General features: G+C 50.7%; 22 protein-coding genes and 1 other annotated feature. Of the genes, 8 read left to right on the top strand and 14 right to left on the bottom strand.

The window, feature by feature from the left end; all coding sequences use genetic code 11:
- Nucleotides 1-176 precede the first annotated feature (176 nt).
- The 3 genes from lapB to pgpB all read right to left on the bottom strand — a co-directional run bounded on the left by lapB (nucleotide 177) and on the right by pgpB (nucleotide 2,574).
- Nucleotides 177-1,346 (bottom strand): lipopolysaccharide assembly protein LapB, encoded by a 1,170-nt coding sequence (lapB, locus tag AB4H76_RS12955; RefSeq protein ID WP_000891353.1) that lies wholly within the window; start codon nucleotides 1,344-1,346, stop codon nucleotides 177-179.
- Between the two features lie 6 nt (nucleotides 1,347-1,352).
- Complete coding sequence (gene lapA / locus AB4H76_RS12960) at nucleotides 1,353-1,661, bottom strand: lipopolysaccharide assembly protein LapA (protein WP_000876286.1); 309 nt, start codon at nucleotides 1,659-1,661, stop codon at nucleotides 1,353-1,355.
- Nucleotides 1,662-1,809: 148 nt separating this feature from the next.
- A complete protein-coding gene (pgpB, locus tag AB4H76_RS12965; protein ID WP_001256538.1) occupies nucleotides 1,810-2,574 on the bottom strand; it encodes a phosphatidylglycerophosphatase B in 765 nt (254 codons plus the stop codon).
- Between the two features lie 169 nt (nucleotides 2,575-2,743).
- Between pgpB and ribA the strand changes: the two genes are divergently transcribed.
- Nucleotides 2,744-3,334, top strand: a complete 591-nt coding sequence (ribA, locus tag AB4H76_RS12970) for a GTP cyclohydrolase II (RefSeq protein ID WP_001176295.1) — start codon at nucleotides 2,744-2,746, stop codon at nucleotides 3,332-3,334.
- Between the two features lie 63 nt (nucleotides 3,335-3,397).
- Here ribA and acnA read toward each other — a convergent pair whose 3' ends face one another.
- The 6 genes from acnA to topA form a co-directional block, all read right to left on the bottom strand.
- Entirely contained in the window at nucleotides 3,398-6,073 is a 2,676-nt protein-coding gene (acnA, locus tag AB4H76_RS12975; RefSeq protein ID WP_000099534.1) for an aconitate hydratase AcnA, read from the bottom strand.
- A 163-nt stretch (nucleotides 6,074-6,236) separates the two neighbouring features.
- The gene (ymiC, locus tag AB4H76_RS12980) at nucleotides 6,237-6,332 is read right to left on the bottom strand and encodes a small membrane protein YmiC (protein ID WP_001310756.1); all 96 of its coding nucleotides are present in this window, start codon (nucleotides 6,330-6,332) and stop codon (nucleotides 6,237-6,239) included.
- Nucleotides 6,333-6,445: 113 nt separating this feature from the next.
- A complete protein-coding gene (gene yciX, locus AB4H76_RS12985) occupies nucleotides 6,446-6,613 on the bottom strand; it encodes a protein YciX (protein WP_001297116.1) in 168 nt (55 codons plus the stop codon).
- 2 nt (nucleotides 6,614-6,615) lie between these two features.
- Nucleotides 6,616-6,756, bottom strand: a complete 141-nt coding sequence (locus tag AB4H76_RS12990; protein ID WP_001300896.1) for a YmiA family putative membrane protein — start codon at nucleotides 6,754-6,756, stop codon at nucleotides 6,616-6,618.
- 318 nt (nucleotides 6,757-7,074) lie between these two features.
- Nucleotides 7,075-8,049 carry an HTH-type transcriptional regulator CysB gene (gene cysB, locus AB4H76_RS12995; RefSeq protein ID WP_000776253.1) on the bottom strand — a complete coding sequence of 325 codons (975 nt, stop codon included), beginning with the start codon at nucleotides 8,047-8,049 and terminating at the stop codon, nucleotides 7,075-7,077.
- A 209-nt stretch (nucleotides 8,050-8,258) separates the two neighbouring features.
- The gene (gene topA / locus AB4H76_RS13000; protein ID WP_001297122.1) at nucleotides 8,259-10,856 is read right to left on the bottom strand and encodes a type I DNA topoisomerase; all 2,598 of its coding nucleotides are present in this window, start codon (nucleotides 10,854-10,856) and stop codon (nucleotides 8,259-8,261) included.
- Between the two features lie 379 nt (nucleotides 10,857-11,235).
- Here topA and AB4H76_RS13005 point away from each other — a divergent pair, with 379 nt between their 5' ends.
- Nucleotides 11,236-11,487, top strand: a complete 252-nt coding sequence (locus AB4H76_RS13005; RefSeq protein WP_001031530.1) for a YciN family protein — start codon at nucleotides 11,236-11,238, stop codon at nucleotides 11,485-11,487.
- Between the two features lie 35 nt (nucleotides 11,488-11,522).
- Here the strand turns inward: AB4H76_RS13005 and sohB are convergent, their stop codons facing one another.
- Nucleotides 11,523-12,572 (bottom strand): protease SohB, encoded by a 1,050-nt coding sequence (gene sohB / locus AB4H76_RS13010; protein WP_000422045.1) that lies wholly within the window; start codon nucleotides 12,570-12,572, stop codon nucleotides 11,523-11,525.
- 219 nt (nucleotides 12,573-12,791) lie between these two features.
- On the opposite strand from sohB, the gene AB4H76_RS13015 reads away from it, so the two are divergent.
- The gene (locus AB4H76_RS13015) at nucleotides 12,792-13,550 is read left to right on the top strand and encodes a YciK family oxidoreductase (protein ID WP_000559286.1); all 759 of its coding nucleotides are present in this window, start codon (nucleotides 12,792-12,794) and stop codon (nucleotides 13,548-13,550) included.
- A complete protein-coding gene (gene cobO / locus AB4H76_RS13020) occupies nucleotides 13,547-14,137 on the top strand; it encodes a cob(I)yrinic acid a,c-diamide adenosyltransferase (RefSeq protein WP_001278906.1) in 591 nt (196 codons plus the stop codon). The genes AB4H76_RS13015 and cobO overlap by 4 nt, the downstream gene beginning before the upstream one ends.
- Nucleotides 14,138-14,176: 39 nt before the next feature.
- Here the strand turns inward: cobO and rluB are convergent, their stop codons facing one another.
- The 4 genes from rluB to rnm all read right to left on the bottom strand — a co-directional run bounded on the left by rluB (nucleotide 14,177) and on the right by rnm (nucleotide 18,686).
- Nucleotides 14,177-15,052 (bottom strand): 23S rRNA pseudouridine(2605) synthase RluB, encoded by an 876-nt coding sequence (gene rluB, locus AB4H76_RS13025; protein WP_001291217.1) that lies wholly within the window; start codon nucleotides 15,050-15,052, stop codon nucleotides 14,177-14,179.
- 212 nt (nucleotides 15,053-15,264) lie between these two features.
- Nucleotides 15,265-17,160, bottom strand: a complete 1,896-nt coding sequence (locus AB4H76_RS13030; RefSeq protein ID WP_001301109.1) for a DUF2207 domain-containing protein — start codon at nucleotides 17,158-17,160, stop codon at nucleotides 15,265-15,267.
- A gap of 27 nt (nucleotides 17,161-17,187) precedes the next feature.
- Nucleotides 17,188-17,808, bottom strand: coding sequence for an L-threonylcarbamoyladenylate synthase (locus AB4H76_RS13035; protein ID WP_001295575.1), 621 nt, complete (start codon nucleotides 17,806-17,808; stop codon nucleotides 17,188-17,190).
- A complete protein-coding gene (rnm, locus tag AB4H76_RS13040; protein ID WP_001285663.1) occupies nucleotides 17,805-18,686 on the bottom strand; it encodes an RNase RNM in 882 nt (293 codons plus the stop codon). Before rnm ends, AB4H76_RS13035 begins: the two co-directional genes overlap by 4 nt.
- Before the next feature lie 137 nt (nucleotides 18,687-18,823).
- Between rnm and trpL the strand changes: the two genes are divergently transcribed.
- From trpL to trpCF, 4 genes are all read left to right on the top strand, one after another.
- Complete coding sequence (trpL, locus tag AB4H76_RS13045; protein WP_001700591.1) at nucleotides 18,824-18,868, top strand: trp operon leader peptide; 45 nt, start codon at nucleotides 18,824-18,826, stop codon at nucleotides 18,866-18,868.
- Nucleotides 18,845-18,938: a sequence feature (Trp leader region), on the top strand. (Overlaps the previous gene by 24 nt.)
- A 21-nt stretch (nucleotides 18,939-18,959) precedes the next feature.
- Nucleotides 18,960-20,522, top strand: a complete 1,563-nt coding sequence (gene trpE, locus AB4H76_RS13050; protein WP_077491407.1) for an anthranilate synthase component I — start codon at nucleotides 18,960-18,962, stop codon at nucleotides 20,520-20,522.
- Nucleotides 20,522-22,117 carry a bifunctional anthranilate synthase glutamate amidotransferase component TrpG/anthranilate phosphoribosyltransferase TrpD gene (trpD, locus tag AB4H76_RS13055; protein WP_000763511.1) on the top strand — a complete coding sequence of 532 codons (1,596 nt, stop codon included), beginning with the start codon at nucleotides 20,522-20,524 and terminating at the stop codon, nucleotides 22,115-22,117. The genes trpE and trpD overlap by 1 nt, the downstream gene beginning before the upstream one ends.
- Nucleotides 22,118-23,479 (top strand): bifunctional indole-3-glycerol-phosphate synthase TrpC/phosphoribosylanthranilate isomerase TrpF, encoded by a 1,362-nt coding sequence (trpCF, locus tag AB4H76_RS13060; RefSeq protein ID WP_000983912.1) that lies wholly within the window; start codon nucleotides 22,118-22,120, stop codon nucleotides 23,477-23,479. It abuts the gene before it with no gap.
- Nucleotides 23,480-23,489: the final 10 nt, after the last annotated feature.

Here is a 23,489-nt window from a genome sequence, read left to right on the forward strand (position 1 = left end):
TGATGGGCACCGGAAGTGGCGCGAAACAGGTAAACGGCGAGCATTCTACCCGTGGAAATAAAAAATTAACAGTTGCGATTTTTCCCCTGGCAGGCTTTTTCTGCGCCGTCGTTGCCGGAGCACAATGGAACATCAATAACTAGTATGTTGTAACTAAAGTAGGATTTTTTTAAAAATTACAGGCCATCAAGACCGCGAATCGGTTTAATGGTTGACCAGGCCCGACAAGACGGACAATGCCAGTAGAGGGTGTATGCGGTAAAACCACATTTCTGGCAGCGATAACGAGGCTTACTACGTACCTTTTCGCCAACCATGTCACGCAGCACCATCAGGCTCTCTTTGGCACGCCCTTCTTCCGCTTCATTTAAGTGGTAATCCATTAACTTATGGAACACACGCATGGTCGGATGACGCTGAAGCTGGCGCGTAATATAGACCTGTGCGGCCTCACTACCGTCGCGCGCTTCGATGATATCAGCAAGCATCAATTCAGCATCGGCACCGGTGTTCTCTTCCACCGCACGCTGCAGGAATTCTGCCCATTCGGCAGTTTTACCCAACTGCTGATAGCAGGTTTGCAACATTTCCAGCGTTTCGCTGACCAGTTCTCTGTCCTGGGATATCACGCGTTGCAGACTTTCGACGGCTTTGGCGTATTCTCCTTTCGCCATAAACACGCGTCCCATCATTATGGATACGCGGGCGCTGTTTTTATCTGCCGCCGCCCCTTTTTTTAGCAAGGTCATGGCACGATCGAGATCGTCGCTGGCCATATGCTGCAGGGCTAACTCACAGTAGAAATGGGCAATTTCGACGCGCTGTTTATCTTTACCCAGCTTCACCAGGCGTTCGGCAACATCAATTGCTTTCTGCCACTCACTGGTAGCCTGGTAGATTTGTAGCAACTGTTGCAGCGCGCCAATGCGGAAGTCAGTTTCATCGGTCAGCTGATTGAACATGTCTTCCGCGCGGTCATATAACCCGGCGGCCATGTAATCACGCCCCAGTTGTTGAATCGCCAACAGACGCTGTTCATAGGTCAGCGAGGCGCTTTCCATTAGGGTCTGATGGATGCGAATAGCGCGATCAACTTCGCCACGCGAACGGAACAGGTTTCCGAGCGTAAGGTGGGCTTCAACGGTGCCTGTATCCTCTTTAAGCATATCGAGAAACAGGTCTACCGCTTTATCCTGTTGATTACTAAGCAGGAAGTTAACCCCCGCTACGTAATCACGCGACAAGCGGTTGGCTTCATCTTGCTTGTTTTGTTGCGCACTTCTGCGGCCCATATACCAGCCATAGGCAGCGGCTACAGGCAAAAGCAGAAACAACAACTCCAGCATAGAAAGTTATTCCTTCGCCGCTGACGAGTGCGGCACTACAGCCACGTCAGTCGCGGGTGAAAGCTGGTTTTCCAGTCGCTTTATTTTACGTTCAGCGCGCGCCAGGGAAACACGAACTCGCAGCCAGAACAGGCCACAAATCAACCAACCGATAGCAAACCCCGCAGCAAACAATACCGCCAGCAATGTGGAAATACGGTACTCCCCTTGCGCTAACAGATAATTAAACGTCACCTGTTGATCGTTCTGCGCACCCAACGTGACCGAAATCACGAAGATCGCTAACACCAGTAAGAAAATGAGTAAATATTTCACATTACTTCCCGTTATGTGGTTAGAGCGAATAAATTATGGTCAACTTACCGCAATAGCCCTTTAAAGTACCATTTTCGCGCCGTCTGCGAAATGGCATCCACACGCATTGTTGATGATTTAAGGGCTAAATTCGGAAAATCAACCAGCGTTAACTTTCTTGTTCTCGTTGCGCTATTTCGCGATTTTCTTCCGCAGGTGGTGTTAATGGCCCACAAATTCGTTGCGCAAGCCACGTTGCCACCGCCACCAGCGCCCACGAAATCAACGTAGCTACTACCAGATCGCGTGGCCAATGCATCCCGAGCAGCAGGCGGCTTCCCATGACTCCCGTTGCCCAGACCAGCAAGATAGCAATGGTTAACGTTCGCCGACGCGGCCACAGCAAACCAACGGCCAGCAGTGCCCAACTGGCAGCAAACATCGTGTGACCGGAAGGAAAGGCAAACCCCGTCTCTTTCTGCCAGTGTGAACGCAAATATTGTGGGATATTTTTCTCTTCAGCCAACTGTTCTTTCACTAGATTTCCGCGTTCTGCTCGCTTTAAAGTGTAGAACTCATCAACCGGAATATGATGTGTTTTTTCCAGCCAGATAACAAAAGGTCGTGGTTCCTGGACTTTGTCTTTGATCCAGGATTTAACGCCTTGTCCCACAAGGATTGCGGCCGCCAGAATGGCAAATAATACAAAGGCAGCCTTAATGCGAAAACGCAGACACCAGAGAAACCAGCCGAATAAAATCAAATGTGTAATGACGCCCCAGGGCTGGGTGACAGTTTCAGTAACCCAAAAAGCCGCTTTTAGTAGCCAACTTTGTTCTCCAGGTTGCCAACGCCAGCCAGAAATCCATACGGCTACTGGCATGACAAGCAATAGTGCAGCTCCCACTGCGGTACGTCTGGCAATCGAACGCATGGCCTCTCCTTTTTGATAAGTCCCACAATCATAACTGAAAACGCCAGTTTCAGGAAAAATTGACAGATTTGTGCCATTCCGTGAACGATCGACGCGTCGTGATTAGGTGAACCCCTTCTCGTTATGGCAAAATAAGCCAATACAGAACCAGCATTATCTGGAGAATTTCATGCAGCTTAAACGTGTGGCAGAAGCCAAACTGCCAACCCCATGGGGCGATTTCCTGATGGTGGGATTTGAAGAACTGGCAACCGGACACGATCATGTCGCGCTAGTCTATGGCGATATTTCCGGGCATACCCCGGTACTTGCGCGCGTCCATTCCGAATGTCTGACCGGTGACGCCCTGTTCAGCTTGCGCTGCGATTGTGGCTTCCAGCTCGAAGCGGCATTGACGCAAATTGCCGAGGAAGGCCGTGGTATTTTGCTGTATCACCGTCAGGAAGGTCGTAACATTGGTCTGCTGAATAAAATCCGCGCTTACGCACTGCAGGATCAAGGTTACGATACCGTAGAGGCTAACCACCAGTTAGGCTTCGCCGCTGATGAGCGCGACTTCACTCTTTGCGCTGATATGTTCAAACTCCTTGGCGTCAATGAAGTCCGCTTGTTAACCAATAACCCGAAAAAAGTCGAAATTCTGACCGAAGCAGGGATTAATATTGTTGAACGCGTACCATTGATTGTAGGTCGTAACCCCAATAACGAACATTATCTCGATACCAAAGCCGAGAAAATGGGCCATTTGCTGAACAAATAACCCTCTTGCATTGTGTAATTCATTTGCTTGCCGGAAGCAAAATAACCGGCAAGCAAATAGTTGTTACTTCAACATATTACGAATGACATAATGCAAAATGCCGTCGTTCTGGTAGTAGGTCAACTCCGTCGCGGTGTCGATACGACAACGGCAGGGTACGACTTCCTGGCTACCATCCGCGCGCGTAAGCGTCACCGGAACCGTCGCGCCGGGTTGTAGGTTTTGCAGATCGCCAATATCAATCTTCTCTTCCCCGGTTAGCCCTAACGTTTTACGCGTTACGCCTTGCGGAAATTCCAGCGGCAGGATGCCCATGCCAATTAAATTCGAACGGTGAATTCGTTCAAACGATTCGGCAATCACCACACGAATACCAAGCAGACGCGGACCTTTTGCCGCCCAGTCACGACTGGAGCCTGATCCATACTCTTTCCCGGCAATCACCGCCAGCGGCGTTTGCTCCTGCTTATAGCGCATCGCAGCATCATAAATAGAGACTACGTCGCTGTCAGGTAAATGCCGCGTCATCCCCCCTTCAACGCCAGGCACCATTTCATTACGGATGCGAATATTGGCGAAGGTGCCGCGCATCATCACTTCATGGTTACCACGCCGCGAACCGTAGGAGTTAAAGTCTTTTCGCTCAACACCCCGACCTTGTAGATATCGACCCGCTGGGCTGTCGGGCTTAATACTGCCCGCCGGAGAGATATGGTCAGTGGTGACTGAATCCCCCAGCATTGCGAGGATCCGCGCACCGTGAATATCTTCCACTGGTGCTGGTGTTGCCTGCATTTCATCAAAGAAAGGCGATAAGCGAATATAGGTTGAGTCCTCCTGCCAACCGTAGGTATCGGATCGTGTGACGTTAATTCCCTTCCACTCTGCTGTGCCTTCAAAAACTTCTGCGTACTCTTTGCGGAACATTTCTGTGGAGACTTGTTCTACCGCACGGGCAATTTCTTGTGCCGATGGCCAGATATCTTTCAGATAAACCGGATCGCCTTTGCGATCATGGCCGATAGGCTCAGAAGCCAGGTTGATATTCATATTTCCCGCCAGCGCATAGGCAACCACCAGCGGCGGCGAGGCCAGCCAGTTAGTTTTAACCAGCGGATGGATACGGCCTTCAAAGTTACGGTTGCCGGACAGCACCGCACCGACGGTTAAATCGCCTTTTTTGATTGCCGTTTCGATAGGATCGGGCAGCGGCCCAGAGTTACCAATACAGGTGGTACAACCGTATCCCACAAGGTTAAACCCCAGTTCGTCGAGATACGGTGTCAGTTTCGCTTTTGCCAGATAATCAGAAACGACTTTCGAACCCGGTGCCAGCGACGCTTTGACCCATGGTTGCCGCTTGAGGCCCAGAGTTACGGCTTTTTTCGCCAGCAAGCCTGCGGCCATCAGCACACTTGGGTTAGAGGTGTTGGTGCACGAGGTTATCGCAGCAATGACCACAGCGCCATCAGGTAACTGATACTGATGTCCGTTCATAACATAATCGACCGGCTGGCGATCTTTATGCGTGGCATTCACTTCCAGTTCGTTACTGGCGGCAAATGCTTTTGGTACATCGGGCAGTGCAACGCGATCCTGTGGGCGTTTAGGCCCTGCCAGGCTCGCTTCAACGTCATTCATATCCAGTTCTAACGTACTGGTAAAAATTGGTTCATCGCCCGGGTTACGCCACATGCCCTGCGCTTTGGCATATTTTTCGACCAACTCGACCTGATCTTCGCTGCGCCCGCTTAAACGCATGTAATCGAGGGTTACAGCATCGATTGGGAAGAAGCCACAGGTGGCACCATATTCTGGCGACATATTGGCAATGGTGGCGCGATCCGCCAACGGTAGTGAATCCAGACCATCACCATAAAATTCGACGAATTTCCCCACCACGCCATGTTTGCGCAGCATTTGGGTAACAGTGAGAACCAGGTCTGTGGCGGTAATACCTTCACGTAATTTTCCGGTAAGTTTGAAGCCCACTACATCCGGGATAAGCATGGAAACCGGCTGGCCTAACATTGCGGCTTCTGCTTCGATCCCACCAACGCCCCACCCCAGCACGCCAAGGCCGTTGATCATGGTGGTGTGCGAGTCAGTACCAACGAGTGTATCCGGATAAGCAATCCATTCACCGTCCTGCAATTCACTCCACACTGCTTTGCCGAGATATTCGAGGTTAACCTGATGGCAAATGCCTGTGCCTGGCGGCACGACGCTAAACCGACTGAACGCTTGCTTTCCCCATTTCAGGAACACATAACGTTCGTGGTTGCGCTCCATTTCCAGGCGTACGTTTTCTTCAAATGCCTCATCATCACCAAAACGATCGACGGTCACCGAGTGGTCAATGACCAGGTCGACCGGTGAGAGCGGGTTAACCTTTGCAGTATCGCCGCCGAGGCGTTTAACCGCTTCGCGCATTGCCGCCAGATCAACAACGGCAGGTACGCCGGTAAAGTCCTGCATCAGCACCCTTGCCGGGCGGTAGGCAATTTCACGGTCAGCATGGGCATTTTTCAGCCATCCTGCCAGCGCGTGGATATCCTCTTCGGTAACCGAGTTACCATCCTGCCAGCGCAGCAGGTTTTCGAGCAAAACTTTGAGTGACTTGGGTAGACGGGTGATATCGCCCAGTGATTTAGCAGCAAGCGGCAGGCTGTAGTAGTGGTAAGTTTTATCTTTGGCCTGCAACGTGTCCTTACTGGCTTCTCGTAGGGTTGACGACATAGCTCCTCCTTAATGACAGGGTTGCGAAGCCCTGATTCTCTTCAGGGTGAATATTAAAGATAACACAAACATCGCGTAACGATTTGATAACAACCCAAATTGATAAAAGAGGAGAAATCTTGTGGCAAAGCAAATGACAACCCCGCCGCAGCGGGGTCAAGGATCAGTGAGTAATGATCCAGAGGAGTTCGGCCCAGAAGAGCATCGACAGAGAAAACGCGCCCATCCAGGACCAATATTTCATATTTGTGTTGATCATAGGCTACACCCTTAACGGTTATTATTTTGTGTTGAGATAACTCAAGCTGTTATTGCTGCGGTGTATTAAAAGCCCTTTAATTCATTAAAAATGGGTAATAAGAATGATGATAATTATTGTTTCGGCTGATCATCTTCAGCAAACAGTTCTATAAAGGCTTGCTGCTGCGATGTTAGTTGCCAGTCGTCTGGAATAACGACGGAACATTCCCGTTTCGTTTCTGTTTCATTGTCACTATGCTGGCATAATGGTGACGACTCCAGTTGCTCCTGACCGACCATAGTTATCCCCACACTTTCCAAATCAGCAGTGCGACAACCACCCAGAAAAGTGCAGAACCAAGAAAAACCGCCAGCCAGGCTTTACGTTTTAATTCAGGATCGCGGCGGGGTTCCTGATTTCCAGAAGGCATTGCTAACCTCATATAATCGCCATCACTTATCAGCAAGACGTTGAACGATTGGTGTAATTAATCATACGATGAGACAAATCCTAAAGAAACTTTAGTCAAAAATCCAGCGAATTTACGAATCGTCTCCAGTGAATAATTCAATCTTTTGACCTGAAATAGATATTTGAAAACTGGAGTTTGCGAGGCGGGTAATTAGACACTACTTTACAGGTAATTTACCCTATAAATATGAGGGATAAAAATATTGTGCACGGTATAGAAATAAGTAACAAAAGAGAATATATTCCGGCACCTTCGCTACATAAAAGGTGCCGAAAATAACGCAAGAAATTATTTTTCCGGCAGTTTTATATCTTTAAACATGACCTCAATTTCTTCATTAGAGCGCAATGCGACAGCCGCATCAACGACATCACGCGTTAAATGCGGTGCAAAACGCTGAATGAAATCATACATATAACTGCGCAAGAAAGTACTACGGCGAAAACCAATTTTGGTTGTACTGTGGCTGAAGATATCGTGAGCATCAACACGCACAAGGTCGGGATCGGCGACCGGATCCACCGCCATGCTGGCAATGACCCCTACCCCCAGCCCTAACCGGACGTAAGTTTTAATGACGTCAGCATCCGTTGCCGTGAAAACGATACGCGGCGTTAACCCTGCGCGATTAAAGGCAGTATCCAGTTCTGAACGTCCGGTAAAGCCGAAGGTATATGTCACCAACGGATATTGCGCCAGTTCTTCAATGGTAATGGCTTTTTTGCCTGCCAGCGGGTGATCCGGAGTGACTACAATAGCCCGATTCCAGTGGTAGCACGGTAACATCACTAAATCTTCATACAGATGCAGCGCTTCTGTGGCGATAGCGAAATCAGCATTGCCTTTAGAGACGGCATCAGCAATTTGTGTCGGCGAGCCCTGGTGCATATGCAAAGAAACGCGAGGATAACGCTCAATAAAGCCTTTGATGACGTTTGGTAATGCGTAGCGTGCCTGGGTATGCGTGGTGGCGATATACAGTGAACCTTTATCCGGCCAGGTGTGCTCTCCGGCAACCGATTTTATGGCATCGACTTTCGACAGGACTTCGCGAGCGATACGAATTATTTCTTGCCCTGCTGGCGTTACCTGCGTCAGGTGCTTGCCGCTTCGGGAAAAAATTTGAATGCCTAGCTCGTCTTCCAGCATTCTGACTTGTTTACTGATCCCGGGTTGTGATGTGTAAAGTCCTTCCGCTGTTGATGAGACATTCAGGTTATGATTGACCACCTCAACAATATAGCGAAGTTGTTGTAATTTCATGTTAAACCATCCACTTAGACGCCATCAGAACATCGTTTTTTCGTCACACCTGGCGGGTGACTAATACGATTTAATAATAAAAAAGGTGCTAACTATAACCACTATATCATTTATAGCCTTAGTGTATAGGTGTGAAGAAAAAATAATATGCAATAAAAAAGGGCCGCTTTCGCGACCCTTTGTTTATAAAAACCTGACAGAATTAAAGGTTATTTTTTTCCTTCAACCCATTTGCCATCAACATAAAATGCTGACCAGCCAGTCGCCTTTCCGTCTTTTTCCGAAGAGACATATTGCTGTTTGGTTTTACGGCTAAAGCGAACCATGGTCTTATTACCTTCCGGATCCTGCTGTGGCGCATCGGCCAGATAACGCAGTTTTTCCGGCAGACGGTCGCGGAAGCGATAAAGCTCTTCCACCAGTGGCGCACGCGTTTCACGCGATTTCGGGAAAGTGTTGGCAGCCAGGAACACACCGGCAGCACCGTCACGCAGCACGAAATAAGCATCTGATTTTTCGCACGGCAGCTCAGGTAATGGCACCGGATCTTCTTTCGGTGGTGCCACTTCGCCGTTACGTAAAATCTTACGTGTGTTTTTACACTCTTCGTTGGTGCAGGCCATGTATTTACCGAAACGCCCCATTTTCAGGTGCATTTCAGAGCCACATTTTTCACACTCAACGATCGGGCCGTCATAACCTTTAATGCGGAATTCGCCCTCTTCGATCTCGTAACCGTCGCAGGTTGGGTTATTACCACAGACATGCAACTTACGTTTCGGATCGATGAGATAGCTGTCCATCGCCGTGCCGCATTTCGGGCAACGACGTTTTGCGCGCAGCGCGTTGGTTTCAGCATCTTCGCCTTCCAGCACGTTCAGCACTTCGTTTTCCGGCACCAGGTTAATGGTGGTTTTGCAACGCTCTTTCGGCGGCAGCGCATAGCCAGAACAGCCAAGGAATACCCCGGTGCTCGCTGTGCGAATCCCCATTTTGCGACCACAAGTCGGGCAGTCAATGCTGGTCAGAACCATCTGGTTCGGGCGCATACCACCCTCTTCCGGATCTTTTTCAGCTTTATCTAACTGCTGGGTGAAATCCGAGAAGAAGTGATCCAGTACAGCTTTCCACTCTGCTTCGTGATTTGCCACCTGGTCGAGGCTGTTTTCCATCTGCGCGGTAAAGTCGTAGTTCATTAACTCGCGGAAATTTTCTTCAAGGCGATCGGTGACGATTTCGCCCATTTTTTCCGCATAGAAACGACGATTTTCTACTCGCACGTAGCCACGATCCTGAATGGTCGAAATGATCGACGCATAGGTAGACGGACGACCGATACCGCGTTTTTCCAGCTCTTTAACCAGCGATGCTTCACTGAAACGGGCTGGCGGCTTGGTAAAGTGCTGGGCTGGTGTAAGTTCAACGAGCGTCAGAGCATCGCCTTTATTAACTGCTGGTAAGATGCGATCTTCATCGCCTTTACGCAACGCAGGCATCACTTTTGTCCAGCCATCAAAACGCAAAATACGACCGCGTGCTTTCAGGCGGAAATCGCCCGCACCAACGGTCAGCGTCGTGGAGTCATATTTCGCTGGGGTCATCTGGCAGGCAACGAACTGACGCCAGATTAACTGGTACAGTTTCTGCGCATCTGCTTCCATATCCTTCAGCGATTCCGCCATCACATTGACGTCAGAAGGACGAATCGCTTCGTGCGCTTCCTGTGAGTTTTCTTTGCTGGCGTACTGATTCGGACTTTCCGGCAGATATTTCTTACCAAAATTATCGCTGATATAACCGCGAACCATATTTACCGCGTCCTGACTCAGGTTAGTGGAGTCGGTACGCATGTAAGTGATATAGCCTGCTTCATACAAACGCTGCGCCATCATCATGGTTTTTTTCACGCCAAATCCAAGACGGGTGCTGGCAGCTTGTTGCAGCGTAGAGGTAATAAAAGGAGCGCCAGGTTTACTGGTTGTCGGTTTGTCTTCACGTTCCAGCACGCTGTAGCGCGCTTTTTCCAGCAGACTTACCGCAGCCTGAGTTTGTTCTTTGTTGACCGGACGGAACGGTTTGTCGTTCTGATGAGTCACCTGTAACGCCAACGCTTCACCAGATGGCGTGGTCGTGCTGGCATCGACTTCCCAGAACTCTTCCGGCACGAACGCTTTAATTTCACGCTCACGCTCGACCACCAGGCGAACCGCCACCGACTGCACACGACCGGCAGACAGACCACGAGCGATCTTTTTCCATAGCAGCGGCGAAACCATATACCCCACCACGCGGTCCATAAAGCGACGCGCCTGCTGGGCATTAACACGATCAATATTCAGCTCACCCGGTTTGTTAAATGCCTGGCGGATCGCGTTTTTAGTAATTTCGTTAAACACCACTCGGCTATAGCGCGCATCATCACCCCCAATCACTTCCCGCAGGTGCCATGCAATGGCTTCCCCTTCGCGGTCAAGGTCGGTTGCGAGATAGATGTGGTCGGCTTTTTCAGCCAGTTGTTTCAGTTCAGAGACGACCTTCTCTTTACCAGGCAACACTTCATAGTGCGCCTCCCAATTGTGCCACGGGTCAACCCCCATACGGTTGACGAGAGCGCCACGTTCATCCTTTTTAGGCTTTTTAGCCGTCTTGGTGGAGGTAGAGTCGGCACTCTTTTTGGCAGCTGAGCCACTGGTCGGCAAATCGCGGATGTGACCGACGCTGGATTTCACCACGTAGTCACTACCCAGATACTTGTTGATCGTTTTGGCTTTTGCCGGGGACTCAACGATGACAAGAGCTTTACCCATATTCACCTTACCTAATTTGATTCTTCCAGGAATGCGTCGCACGTTGATAAACCTTCCACTGGCAACGAGTTACCGATATGGACTCGCTCTCTGCGGATATCAACCCCTTGTCGTGACTCTGTTCACGAAAATTCAGGTGACTGAGTTAACAGGTCTTGGCCTACAGGCGCTATAGCACGACGGAATTTTGGTCGAATGTCAAGCAAATCTATTGCCAGATTGACGAAAGCGTCACACTGTACCTGATAAAATCCGATACGCAACTTTATTAGCATGCAAAATCCAAAGTTGCCAGTAAGGCGCTCTTGCCACCAGCGTGGTATATTTGTCTGCAAGCCATGCCTGGCGTAGACTAATGTCCTTGTTTAAGGAGTAAATAATGAACAAAGAGACACAACCCATCGACCGCGAAACGCTGTTGAAAGAGGCCAACAAAATCATTCGTGAGCATGAGGATACGCTCGCAGGGATTGAAGCCACCGGCGTCACGCAGCGTAATGGCGTGCTGGTATTTACCGGCGACTACTTTTTAGATGAACAAGGATTGCCAACAGCCAAAAGCACCGCGGTGTTTAATATGTTCAAACACCTGGCCCATGTGCTTTCAGAAAAATATCATCTGGTTGATTAAAGCAAAACGCGAGGTCTTAGCCTCGCGTTTGTCTTTTACATCAATGGCTTTTGACCCCGCTGCCACCAGCGTAGCAACAATCGATCGGCGCTCTCTGCCGCGCTGCCGGTGAATCGGTCAATGAGTCGTTTACGCTGCATATAGCGTACATTGACCACTTCACGGCCTTCCATCAGGCTAAGAATAACTTCATCACTGGTGTTGATTTCATCAACCAGGCCTTTCTCTACCGCCTGTTGTCCGTACCAGTGTTCACCCGTTGCCACCTGTTCAATATCCAGAGAAGGACGCATACGCTTCACAAAATCTTTAAACAACTGATGCGTTTCGTTCAACTCTTCGCGGAATTTCTCCCGCCCTTCTTCGGTATTTTCACCCAGCAACGTCAGCGTGCGCTTATACTGCCCGGCAGTGTGCAGTTCGATATCAATATCTTTGCTTTTCAGGAAGCGGTTAAAGTTGGGCATTTGCGCCACCACGCCAATGGAACCCACAATAGCAAACGGTGCGGAAACAATTTTGTCCGCCACACAGGCCATCATGTAACCGCCGCTGGCAGCGACTTTGTCTACCGTAACAGTTAAAGGAATGTTTTTATCGCGCAGACGCTGCAGTTGCGAAGCCGCCAGCCCGTAACCATGCACCATGCCACCAGGGCTTTCCAGACGGAGCACAACCTGATCCTGCGGTTTGAATGCTGCGAGTACAGCCGTTATCTCTTCACGTAGCGAGTTCACTTCATGGGCGTCCATGCTGCCTTTAAAATCCAGCACCCAGACGCGGGGTTTACTGTCAGTTGCCACCTCGCCCAGTTTGGCTTTCGCTTTTGCTGCTTTCGCTTCTTGCTTATGCTTTTTCTTCTGCGCTTTGTGCCACTGTTTTTGCTGATGTGAGTCCATCAGCGCCGCGGCCAGTTCTTCTTTCATCTCCTTATACTGTTCGCTGAGATTGTTGACCCGTAACTCGCCACGCTGGCGTTTATTACGTTGAGCAACATTGACAATAATGGCGGCAATCGCCGCAATCGCTAGCACAACGGTAACGATTTTCGCCAAAAACAAACCATATTCAGACAACAATTCCACGAGTCCCCACCTTGGTTAAACAACGCTTTGGCTCACAGTTTACAACAGGCATGTTAAGCCGTCTCGCAGAGATGTTATTGCAGCGAAAGTATGACAAAGTATCCATTTTGCGGTGTTATCGCCCCAGGCTGATTGAAATGCCCTTCTGTTTCAGGCATAAAGCCCCAAAGTCATAAAGTACACTGGCAGCGCGACAGACAACGTCGTTGAGGAGTAGCCATGCATTACCAGCCAAAACAAGATTTACTCAATGATCGCATTATCCTGGTGACGGGAGCCAGCGATGGTATTGGTCGTGAAGCCGCGATGACGTATGCACGCTATGGTGCGACAGTGATTCTGTTGGGCCGTAATGAAGAAAAATTACGTCAGGTAGCCAGCCACATAAACGAAGAAACTGGGCGTCAGCCACAGTGGTTTATTCTCGATTTGCTGACCTGCACGTCCGAAAATTGCCAACAACTGGCACAGCGCATTGCCGTTAATTATCCGCGTCTGGATGGTGTTTTGCATAATGCCGGATTGCTCGGCGATGTTTGCCCAATGAGCGAACAAAATCCGCAGGTCTGGCAGGACGTCATGCAGGTCAACGTTAATGCCACCTTTATGCTCACCCAGGCACTGCTTCCTTTATTACTCAAATCGGACGCCGGTTCACTGGTCTTTACTTCATCAAGCGTTGGACGTCAGGGACGAGCCAACTGGGGTGCATATGCAGCGTCGAAATTTGCCACCGAAGGGATGATGCAGGTACTGGCCGATGAATATCAGCAGCGCCTGCGTGTCAACTGCATTAACCCAGGCGGTACGCGCACCGCAATGCGTGCCAGCGCCTTCCCGACCGAAGATCCACAGAAACTTAAAACACCCGCTGATATCATGCCGCTCTACCTCTGGCTGATGGGCGATGACAGCCGCCGTAAAACCGGCATGACCTTTGACGCCCAACCGGGCCGTAAACCAGGAATTTCCCAATGAGTGATGAACGCTACCAACAGCGTCAGCAGCGAGTGAAAGAAAAAGTAGATGCTCGTGTGGCCCAGGCCCAGGATGAACGCGGTATTATCATCGTCTTTACCGGCAATGGAAAAGGCAAAACCACCGCGGCATTTGGTACGGCAACACGCGCAGTTGGTCACGGAAAAAAAGTAGGCGTCGTGCAGTTTATTAAAGGCACCTGGCCTAATGGCGAACGCAATCTGCTGGAGCCACATGGCGTTGAGTTTCAGGTGATGGCAACGGGCTTTACCTGGGATACACAAAACCGCGAGTCTGATACCGCCGCCTGCCGCGAAGTCTGGCAACATGCAAAGCGGATGCTTGCTGATTCCTCACTGGATATGGTTTTGCTTGATGAACTGACGTATATGGTGGCGTATGACTATTTGCCACTGGAAGAAGTGGTGCAGGCGTTAAATGAACGTCCACATCAACAGACGGTGATTATCACGGGTCGTGGTTGTCATCGGGATATTCTTGAACTGGCAGATACGGTAAGTGAATTACGCCCCGTCAAACATGCGTTTGATGCCGGTGTAAAAGCGCAGATAGGGATCGATTATTAATCTGTAAAAATGCCGGATATGACGTCCGGCATACTTTGATTAACCGTTATTATTACGTCCGCCAGAACGACGACCGCCGCTCACCTGACTGTGACGTTTCACCGCACGACGAATCTGATTCGCCTTCATGCGACGACGGTCTTTTTCTACAGCGACTTTAGAGCTGGTTTCTGGCGGTAGCTCCACCAGTTCGCGCAGATAGTTAGTCTGGGCGAGGTCCAGCTCCGTCCAGCCACCGCGTGGCAGACCTTTTGGCAGTGGGATATCACCGTAACGAACACGGATCAGGCGGCTGACCTGCACACCAACCGCTTCCCACAGACGACGAACTTCACGGTTACGGCCTTCGGTCAGAGTAACGTTGTACCACTGGTTGATCCCTTCGCCGCCGCTGAACTTGATGGTTTTAAAAGCTGCCGGACCATCTTCCAGTTGCACGCCACGACTCAAATCACGCAGTTTCGCGTCGTCAACCTGACCAAATACACGCACGGCGTATTCACGTTCAACTTCACGGCTTGGATGCATTAAACGGTTTGCCAGTTCACCGTCAGTGGTGAACAGCAGCAGACCACAGGTGTTAACGTCCAGACGACCTACGGCAATCCAGCGTGCGCCACGCAGCTTTGGCAGACGGTCAAACACCGTCGGACGCCCTTCCGGATCGTTACGGGTACACAACTCACCTTCCGGTTTGTAATAAGCCAGAACGCGACAAATTTGTTCAGCGGACTCACGTACCGAAATAAGGTGACCATCGATACGGATTTTCAATCCAGGGGTAACTTCAACGCGATCGCCGAGTTTAGCAATTTTGCCATCAACACTCACACGACCGGCTTCAATAATAGATTCGATTTCACGGCGAGAACCGTGGCCGGCACGCGCCAGCACTTTCTGTAGCTTTTCGCTCATAGAGCTTCCTTTTGGTGTCGCCTTCCCAGGCGTCTGATATGCTTTTGTGCAACAGTGAGTCAGAACTTACATCTGACTCACTGATAGTAAAGTCTGTTTGAACTCCTCAGGCCTTAAGTAAACGACTCGACGTTTTAACTGGCCTGGCTTTGAGGCGCAACATACTACACTATCTTTATGGTTAAAGCTTGTTTCGATTAACATCAGCTTAATTACCAGCCACCACCGCCTCCGCCACCCGCGCCGCCGCCAGCACCACCACCGGAATAACTTCGCCCCAACAAACTGGTATAGGCCCCGCAACTTAGGTGCGTCTGTAATGAGAATAAAACGCCGCTACGGGCAATTTCCGGGGCGCGAACAGCCGCTGTGAGTGATGGGGTGATACGTGCTGCCCATTCTCTGCCAAGGTTTGCCGAGACCGCCCAACCTAGCAACGCATAATCCAGTTTCCGTGTTTCCCCTTTCCGACGCCGCCCACTGTGTGTTGCCGCCTCTTTACGCGCAAGATAGTTAACGATAGCTTCACCGTGGGCATAACGTTGCTGTCCAGTTTGGGTAAACTTTGGCAGAAAAATATACCCCATGCCAGTGAGATAACCGGTCAGGAAAACAGCGGTAAAATAACCCGCTGGCATATACCAGTAAAAGAATACATCTCCGACATTGATGTAGAGAGAATAGAAGGCCACGCCTGAACAAATCAGTGGTAAAAACAAAGTGATGATTACACGATTAACGCAAGGCTTGTCATCATCGCGGGCAAACAAAAGCTCAAGGGAACAAAATAAAAAAGGAATAATCCAGCAGATCATAATAAACATATCGCCCACCAGACTCATTCCTGCCCAGCCTACAGGACTCAAGTTACCGTAAAGAATGACCGCCAATATTGCCAGTCCACCCCATTGCAAAAAAGTATCAGACCGGTAAAACGAAGACTTTTTACGCGGCAGATAAAATTTCTGCATCCGTAAAAATGCCCTGCGTAAGACTCTGTTGCGTCTCCCCGTAAGAACGACCTTATCGCCTTTACGAAATAACGCTTCCAGTAATAACTGCTCTGCGGGCAGTAATACCGCATTATTTCTGGTCGCGCCTTCATTAACACGAATCAGGATTTGCTGGTTCTTGTCAGACTGATCTTCCAGATGAATTTTTCCTTTCACAATCAGATTTACGATATCGGCACAAAAACCTTTATCGTCGTAAACTAGCTTCGCATCGAGACGTAACATGCCGGGCGTGTAATCTGGCGGAATGACATCGGTTTCAATCACATCTACCGGCGTAAATTGCGGCCTGCGCTTCCAGAGATATAACCATCCACAAACCAGGAACAGACACGGAAACCAAATTAACAACGATGACGTGGAGGGTAAAAGAAGATGGCTGAAAATATTCGTCGTTTGCGGAGCCGAGGCATTGCTAAGTAAAGCGTGAGGCCAGCGGTAGAGGACCGTGAAATCTTCACGATAAAACGGATCGCGGGATTCAATTCTTCCGTCCTCAAGGATGCGGCCATTACGATATGTGTCGCCCTCTTCTCCGGTAAAGAGATCGATTTCGCTAAATGGATTACCCGCAATATTAGAGAACTGGAGAGAAAAACGGGTCTTATAAATTTCAAACGGCCAGTGGTTACCGGTCACGTTCCAGATTAGCAGATCAGAATCCCCCTCACGCAGGAAAGCATTTTTAACCTGATAATGAATTTGATAATGATAGTCGCCTTGAGGCAAGAAACGTTGTTTATCGCCCACGACAATACTCATTAACCCGATATGCCAGTCAAGATGCCAGGGTTCAGGAATACCATCACGGGTGACGCCAACAATATGATAGTTCAGCAGTGCAGCGTCCCCATCAGGCTGCATCCAGAGTCGTGGTAAATCACGATAAAAGCCGTGCTTAATCTGCTGATTTCGCGCCTGAAAATGAATATTTTCTTTGATGTCGAGCACCCCATCTGGTTGCAGAGTGGCTTCAACATCAAAGAGCGAGATCCCTTCTTCATAAGAAGGGATCTCCGTGTTTTCTGCATAACTTAGAGATGATACAAACAGCCCTGCTATCAACAGCAAAATGCAGCGAAACTTCCCTGCCATAGTCTTCCATCCATGGAACGCAATTTGTTATAAGAAAGGCTTCACATCACCTACGCCTTCACGCACCACGACCGGCGTATCATCGGTAAGATCAATAACCGTTGTTGGTTTCTGCCCGAGATAACCGCCGTGAATAATCAAATCTACCTGTTTTTCCAGACGGTCTTTAATTTCTTCCGGATCGGATTCGGTAAATTCGCTGCCTGGCAGCATTAGCGAAGTGGAAAGCATCGGTTCGCCCAATGCTTCAAGCAACGCTTGCGCAATCGGGTTAGAAGGCACACGCATACCGATGGTTTTGCGTTTTTCCTGCAACAGACGGCGTGGCACCTCCTTCGTCCCCTTCAGGATGAAGGTATAGTTGCCCGGCGTGTTGTTTTTCATTAAACGAAACGCAACGTTATCGACAAATGAATAGGTCGAGAGTTCAGAAAGATCGCGACACATCAGGGTAAAGTTGTGACCGTCCGGCAGCTGGCGAATACGACAAATACGCTCCATGGCGTTTTTATCTTCAATTTTACAGCCGAGCGCATAGCCGGAATCAGTTGGATAAACAATCACCCCGCCTTTACGCACGATCTCCACCGCCTGGTTGATCAGACGTTGCTGTGGGTTATCAGGATGAATATAAAAAAACTGGCTCATAATTCCCTCTCTGTGGTGTTCTGCGGCTGTTCCCATAGCTGCCAGACGCCTTCAACGCCTGCGGGCAGCCAGAGTTTACGACCCAGTTCGATCCACGGGCATGGCTGATGAAAATCAGATCCTTGTGATGCCCATAAATGATGCTGACGCGCAAGGGTCGCCAACTGGGTGCGTTCATTGGGCGATTGCTGGCACTGCGCGACTTCCATCGCGTCGCCGTGGTGTTCGGCAAAATGCGCAACCAATCTTTTCAGCCATTTAGCACTAAGATTGTACCGCCCAGGATGAGCTAGCACCGCCTTACCGCCAGAATGATGAATGACATCAATAGCTTGTTCTATTGTACACCACTGTGGCGGAACGTATCCGGTTTTCCCGCGCGCCAGATACTTTTTAAAGACATCCGCCATTGAACTGGCTTTGCCGCACTCCACAAGGAAACGCGCAAAATGACCGCGCGTCACTGCGCCGCCCTGAGCCAGTCGTTGCGCGCCTTCCAGCGCCCCAGGTATTTGCGCTTTTTCAAGTCTTTCGGCAATGAGCTGCGCCCGCTGATTGCGCCGTTCTGTCTGCTGCGCGAGGAACTCACACATTAGCGGATGAGTAATATCAATATTCAGCCCGACAATATGAATTTCATGATTTTCCCAGACCGTGGAAATTTCCACGCCGGGAATAAGATTCAGCGCCAGTCCCGAACGTGAAATTTCCTCTCTTGCTGGTGCGATTGCAGCTGTGGTGTCATGGTCGGTGATCGCCAGGGTGCCGACGCGCATCTCGACTGCACGGTGCACCAATGCTTCTGGCGTCAGGCAGCCATCGGAAGCTGTGGTATGGCTGTGCAGGTCGTAAATCACTGCGTAATTCGTGTCGCTCAAGGCGCACTCCCGTTCTGGATAATGTTTTTTGCGCCGACATCATAACGGTTCTGGCAAATATTCTGAAATGAGCTGTTGACAATTAATCATCGAACTAGTTAACTAGTACGCAAGTTCACGTAAAAAGGGTATCGACAATGAAAGCAATTTTCGTACTGAAAGGTTGGTGGCGCACTTCCTGAAACGGGCAGTGTATTCACCATGCGTAAAGCAATCAGATACCCAGCCCGCCTAATGAGCGGGCTTTTTTTTGAACAAAATTAGAGAATAACAATGCAAACACAAAAACCGACTCTCGAACTGCTAACCTGCGAAGGCGCTTATCGCGACAATCCCACCGCGCTTTTTCACCAGTTGTGTGGGGATCGTCCGGCAACGCTGCTGCTGGAATCCGCAGATATCGACAGCAAAGATGATTTAAAAAGCCTGCTGCTGGTAGACAGTGCGCTGCGCATTACAGCTTTAGGTGACACTGTCACAATCCAGGCACTTTCTGGCAACGGCGAAGCCCTGCTGGCACTACTGGATAACGCCCTGCCTGCGGGTGTGGAAAGTGAACAATCACCAAACTGCCGTGTGCTGCGCTTCCCCCCTGTCAGTCCACTGCTGGATGAAGACGCCCGCTTATGCTCCCTTTCGGTTTTTGACGCTTTCCGTTTATTGCAGAATCTGTTGAATGTACCGAAGGAAGAACGAGAAGCCATGTTCTTCGGCGGCCTGTTCTCTTATGACCTTGTGGCGGGATTTGAAGATTTACCGCAACTGTCAGCGGAAAATAACTGCCCTGATTTCTGTTTTTATCTCGCTGAAACGCTGATGGTGATTGACCATCAGAAAAAAAGCACCCGTATTCAGGCCAGCCTGTTTGCTCCGAATGAAGAAGAAAAACAACGTCTCACTGCTCGCCTGAACGAACTACGTCAGCAACTGACCGAAACCGCGCCACCGCTGCCGGTGGTTTCCGTGCCGCATATGCGTTGTGAATGTAACCAGAGCGATGAAGAGTTCGGTGGCGTAGTGCGTTTGTTGCAAAAAGCGATTCGCGCTGGAGAAATTTTCCAGGTGGTGCCATCTCGCCGTTTCTCTCTGCCCTGCCCGTCACCGCTGGCGGCCTATTACGTGCTGAAAAAGAGTAATCCCAGCCCGTACATGTTTTTTATGCAGGATAATGATTTCACCCTGTTTGGCGCGTCGCCGGAAAGTTCGCTCAAATATGACGCCACCAGCCGCCAGATTGAGATCTACCCGATTGCCGGGACACGCCCACGCGGTCGTCGTGCCGATGGTTCACTGGACAGAGACCTCGACAGCCGCATCGAACTGGAAATGCGTACCGATCATAAAGAGCTTTCTGAACATCTGATGCTGGTGGATCTCGCCCGTAATGATCTGGCACGCATTTGCACCCCCGGCAGCCGCTACGTCGCCGATCTTACCAAAGTTGACCGTTACTCTTACGTGATGCACCTGGTCTCCCGCGTGGTCGGTGAGCTGCGCCACGATCTCGACGCCCTGCACGCTTACCGCGCCTGTATGAATATGGGAACGTTAAGCGGTGCGCCGAAAGTACGCGCTATGCAGTTAATTGCCGAGGCTGAAGGTCGTCGCCGCGGCAGCTACGGCGGCGCGGTAGGTTATTTCACCGCGCATGGCGATCTCGACACCTGCATTGTGATCCGCTCGGCGCTGGTGGAAAACAGTATCGCCACCGTGCAAGCCGGTGCTGGCGTAGTCCTTGATTCTGTTCCGCAGTCGGAAGCCGACGAAACCCGTAATAAAGCCCGCGCTGTACTGCGCGCTATTGCCACCGCGCATCATGCACAGGAGACTTTCTGATGGCTGACATTCTGCTGCTCGATAATATCGACTCTTTTACGTACAACCTGGCAGATCAGTTGCGCAGCAATGGGCATAACGTGGTGATTTACCGCAACCATATTCCGGCGCAAACCTTAATTGAACGCCTGGCGACCATGAGCAATCCGGTGCTGATGCTTTCTCCTGGCCCCGGTGTGCCGAGCGAAGCCGGTTGTATGCCGGAACTCCTCACCCGCTTGCGTGGCAAGCTGCCCATTATTGGCATTTGCCTCGGACATCAGGCGATTGTCGAAGCTTACGGGGGCTATGTCGGTCAGGCGGGCGAAATTCTCCACGGTAAAGCCTCCAGCATTGAACATGACGGTCAGGCGATGTTTGCCGGATTAACAAACCCGCTGCCGGTGGCGCGTTATCACTCGCTGGTTGGCAGTAACATTCCGGCCGGTTTAACCATCAACGCCCATTTTAATGGCATGGTGATGGCAGTACGTCACGATGCGGATCGCGTTTGTGGATTCCAGTTCCATCCGGAATCCATTCTCACCACCCAGGGTGCTCGCCTGCTGGAACAAACGCTGGCCTGGGCGCAGCAGAAACTAGAGCCAGCCAACACGCTGCAACCGATTCTGGAAAAACTGTATCAGGCGCAGACGCTTAGCCAACAAGAAAGCCACCAGCTGTTTTCAGCGGTGGTGCGTGGCGAGCTGAAGCCGGAACAACTGGCGGCGGCGCTGGTGAGCATGAAAATTCGCGGTGAGCACCCGAACGAGATCGCCGGGGCAGCAACCGCGCTACTGGAAAACGCAGCGCCGTTCCCGCGCCCGGATTATCTGTTTGCTGATATCGTCGGTACTGGCGGTGACGGCAGCAACAGTATCAATATTTCTACCGCCAGTGCGTTTGTCGCCGCGGCCTGTGGGCTGAAAGTGGCGAAACACGGCAACCGTAGCGTCTCCAGTAAATCTGGTTCGTCCGATCTGCTGGCGGCGTTCGGTATTAATCTTGATATGAACGCCGATAAATCGCGCCAGGCGCTGGATGAGTTAGGTGTATGTTTCCTCTTTGCGCCGAAGTATCACACCGGATTCCGCCACGCGATGCCGGTTCGCCAGCAACTGAAAACCCGCACCCTGTTCAATGTGCTGGGGCCATTGATTAACCCGGCGCATCCGCCGCTGGCGTTAATTGGTGTTTATAGTCCGGAACTGGTGCTGCCGATTGCCGAAACCTTGCGCGTGCTGGGGTATCAACGCGCGGCGGTGGTGCACAGCGGCGGGATGGATGAAGTTTCATTACACGCGCCGACAATCGTTGCCGAGCTGCATGACGGCGAAATTAAGAGCTATCAATTGACCGCTGAAGATTTTGGCCTGACTCCCTACCACCAGGAGCAACTGGCAGGCGGAACACCGGAAGAAAACCGTGACATTTTAACACGCTTGTTACAAGGTAAAGGCGACGCCGCCCATGAAGCAGCCGTCGCTGCGAACGTCGCCATGTTAATGCGCCTGCATGGCCATGAAGATCTGCAAGCCAATGCGCAAACCGTTCTTGAGGTACTGCGCAGTGGTTCCGCTTACGACAGAGTTACCGCACTGGCGGCACGAGGGTAAATGATGCAAACCGTTTTAGCGAAAATCGTCGCAGACAAGGCGATTTGGGTAGAAACCCGCAAACAGCAGCAACCGCTGGCCAGTTTTCAGAATGAGGTTCAGCCGAGTACGCGACATTTTTATGATGCGCTACAGGGTGCGCGCACGGCGTTTATTCTGGAGTGCAAGAAAGCGTCGCCGTCAAAAGGCGTGATCCGTGATGATTTCGATCCAGCACGCATTGCCGCCATTTATAAACATTACGCTTCGGCAATTTCGGTGCTGACTGATGAGAAATATTTTCAGGGGAGCTTTGATTTCCTCCCCATCGTCAGCCAAATCGCCCCGCAGCCGATTTTATGTAAAGACTTCATTATCGATCCTTACCAGATCTATCTGGCGCGCTATTACCAGGCTGATGCCTGCTTATTAATGCTTTCAGTACTGGATGACGAACAATATCGCCAGCTTGCCGCCGTCGCCCACAGTCTGGAGATGGGTGTGCTGACCGAAGTCAGTAATGAAGAGGAACTGGAGCGTGCCATTGCATTGGGGGCAAAGGTCGTTGGCATCAACAACCGCGATCTGCGTGATTTGTCGATTGATCTCAACCGTACCCGCGAGCTTGCGCCGAAACTGGGGCACAACGTGACGGTAATCAGCGAATCCGGCATCAATACTTACGCTCAGGTGCGCGAGTTAAGCCACTTCGCTAACGGTTTTCTGATTGGTTCGGCGTTGATGGCCCATGACGATTTGCACGCCGCCGTGCGCCGGGTGTTGCTGGGTGAGAATAAAGTATGTGGCCTGACGCGTGGGCAAGATGCTAAAGCAGCTTATGACGCGGGCGCGATTTACGGTGGGTTGATTTTTGTTGCGACATCACCGCGTTGCGTCAACGTTGAACAGGCGCAGGAAGTGATGGCTGCGGCACCGTTGCAGTATGTTGGCGTGTTCCGCAATCACGATATTGCCGATGTGGTGGACAAAGCTAAGGTGTTATCGCTGGCGGCAGTGCAACTGCATGGTAATGAAGAACAGCTGTATATCGATACGCTGCGTGAAGCTCTGCCAGCACATGTTGCCATCTGGAAAGCATTAAGCGTCGGTGAAACCCTGCCCGCCCGCGAGTTTCAGCACGTTGATAAATATGTTTTAGACAACGGCCAGGGTGGAAGCGGGCAACGTTTTGACTGGTCACTATTAAATGGTCAATCGCTTGGCAACGTTCTGCTGGCGGGGGGCTTAGGCGCAGATAACTGCGTGGAAGCGGCACAAACCGGCTGCGCCGGACTTGATTTTAATTCTGCTGTAGAGTCGCAACCGGGCATCAAAGACGCACGTCTTTTGGCCTCGGTTTTCCAGACGCTGCGCGCATATTAAGGAAAGGAAC

Source organism: Escherichia sp. UTM R2, from assembly GCF_048593455.1.
Classification (GTDB): domain Bacteria; phylum Pseudomonadota; class Gammaproteobacteria; order Enterobacterales; family Enterobacteriaceae; genus Escherichia; species Escherichia coli.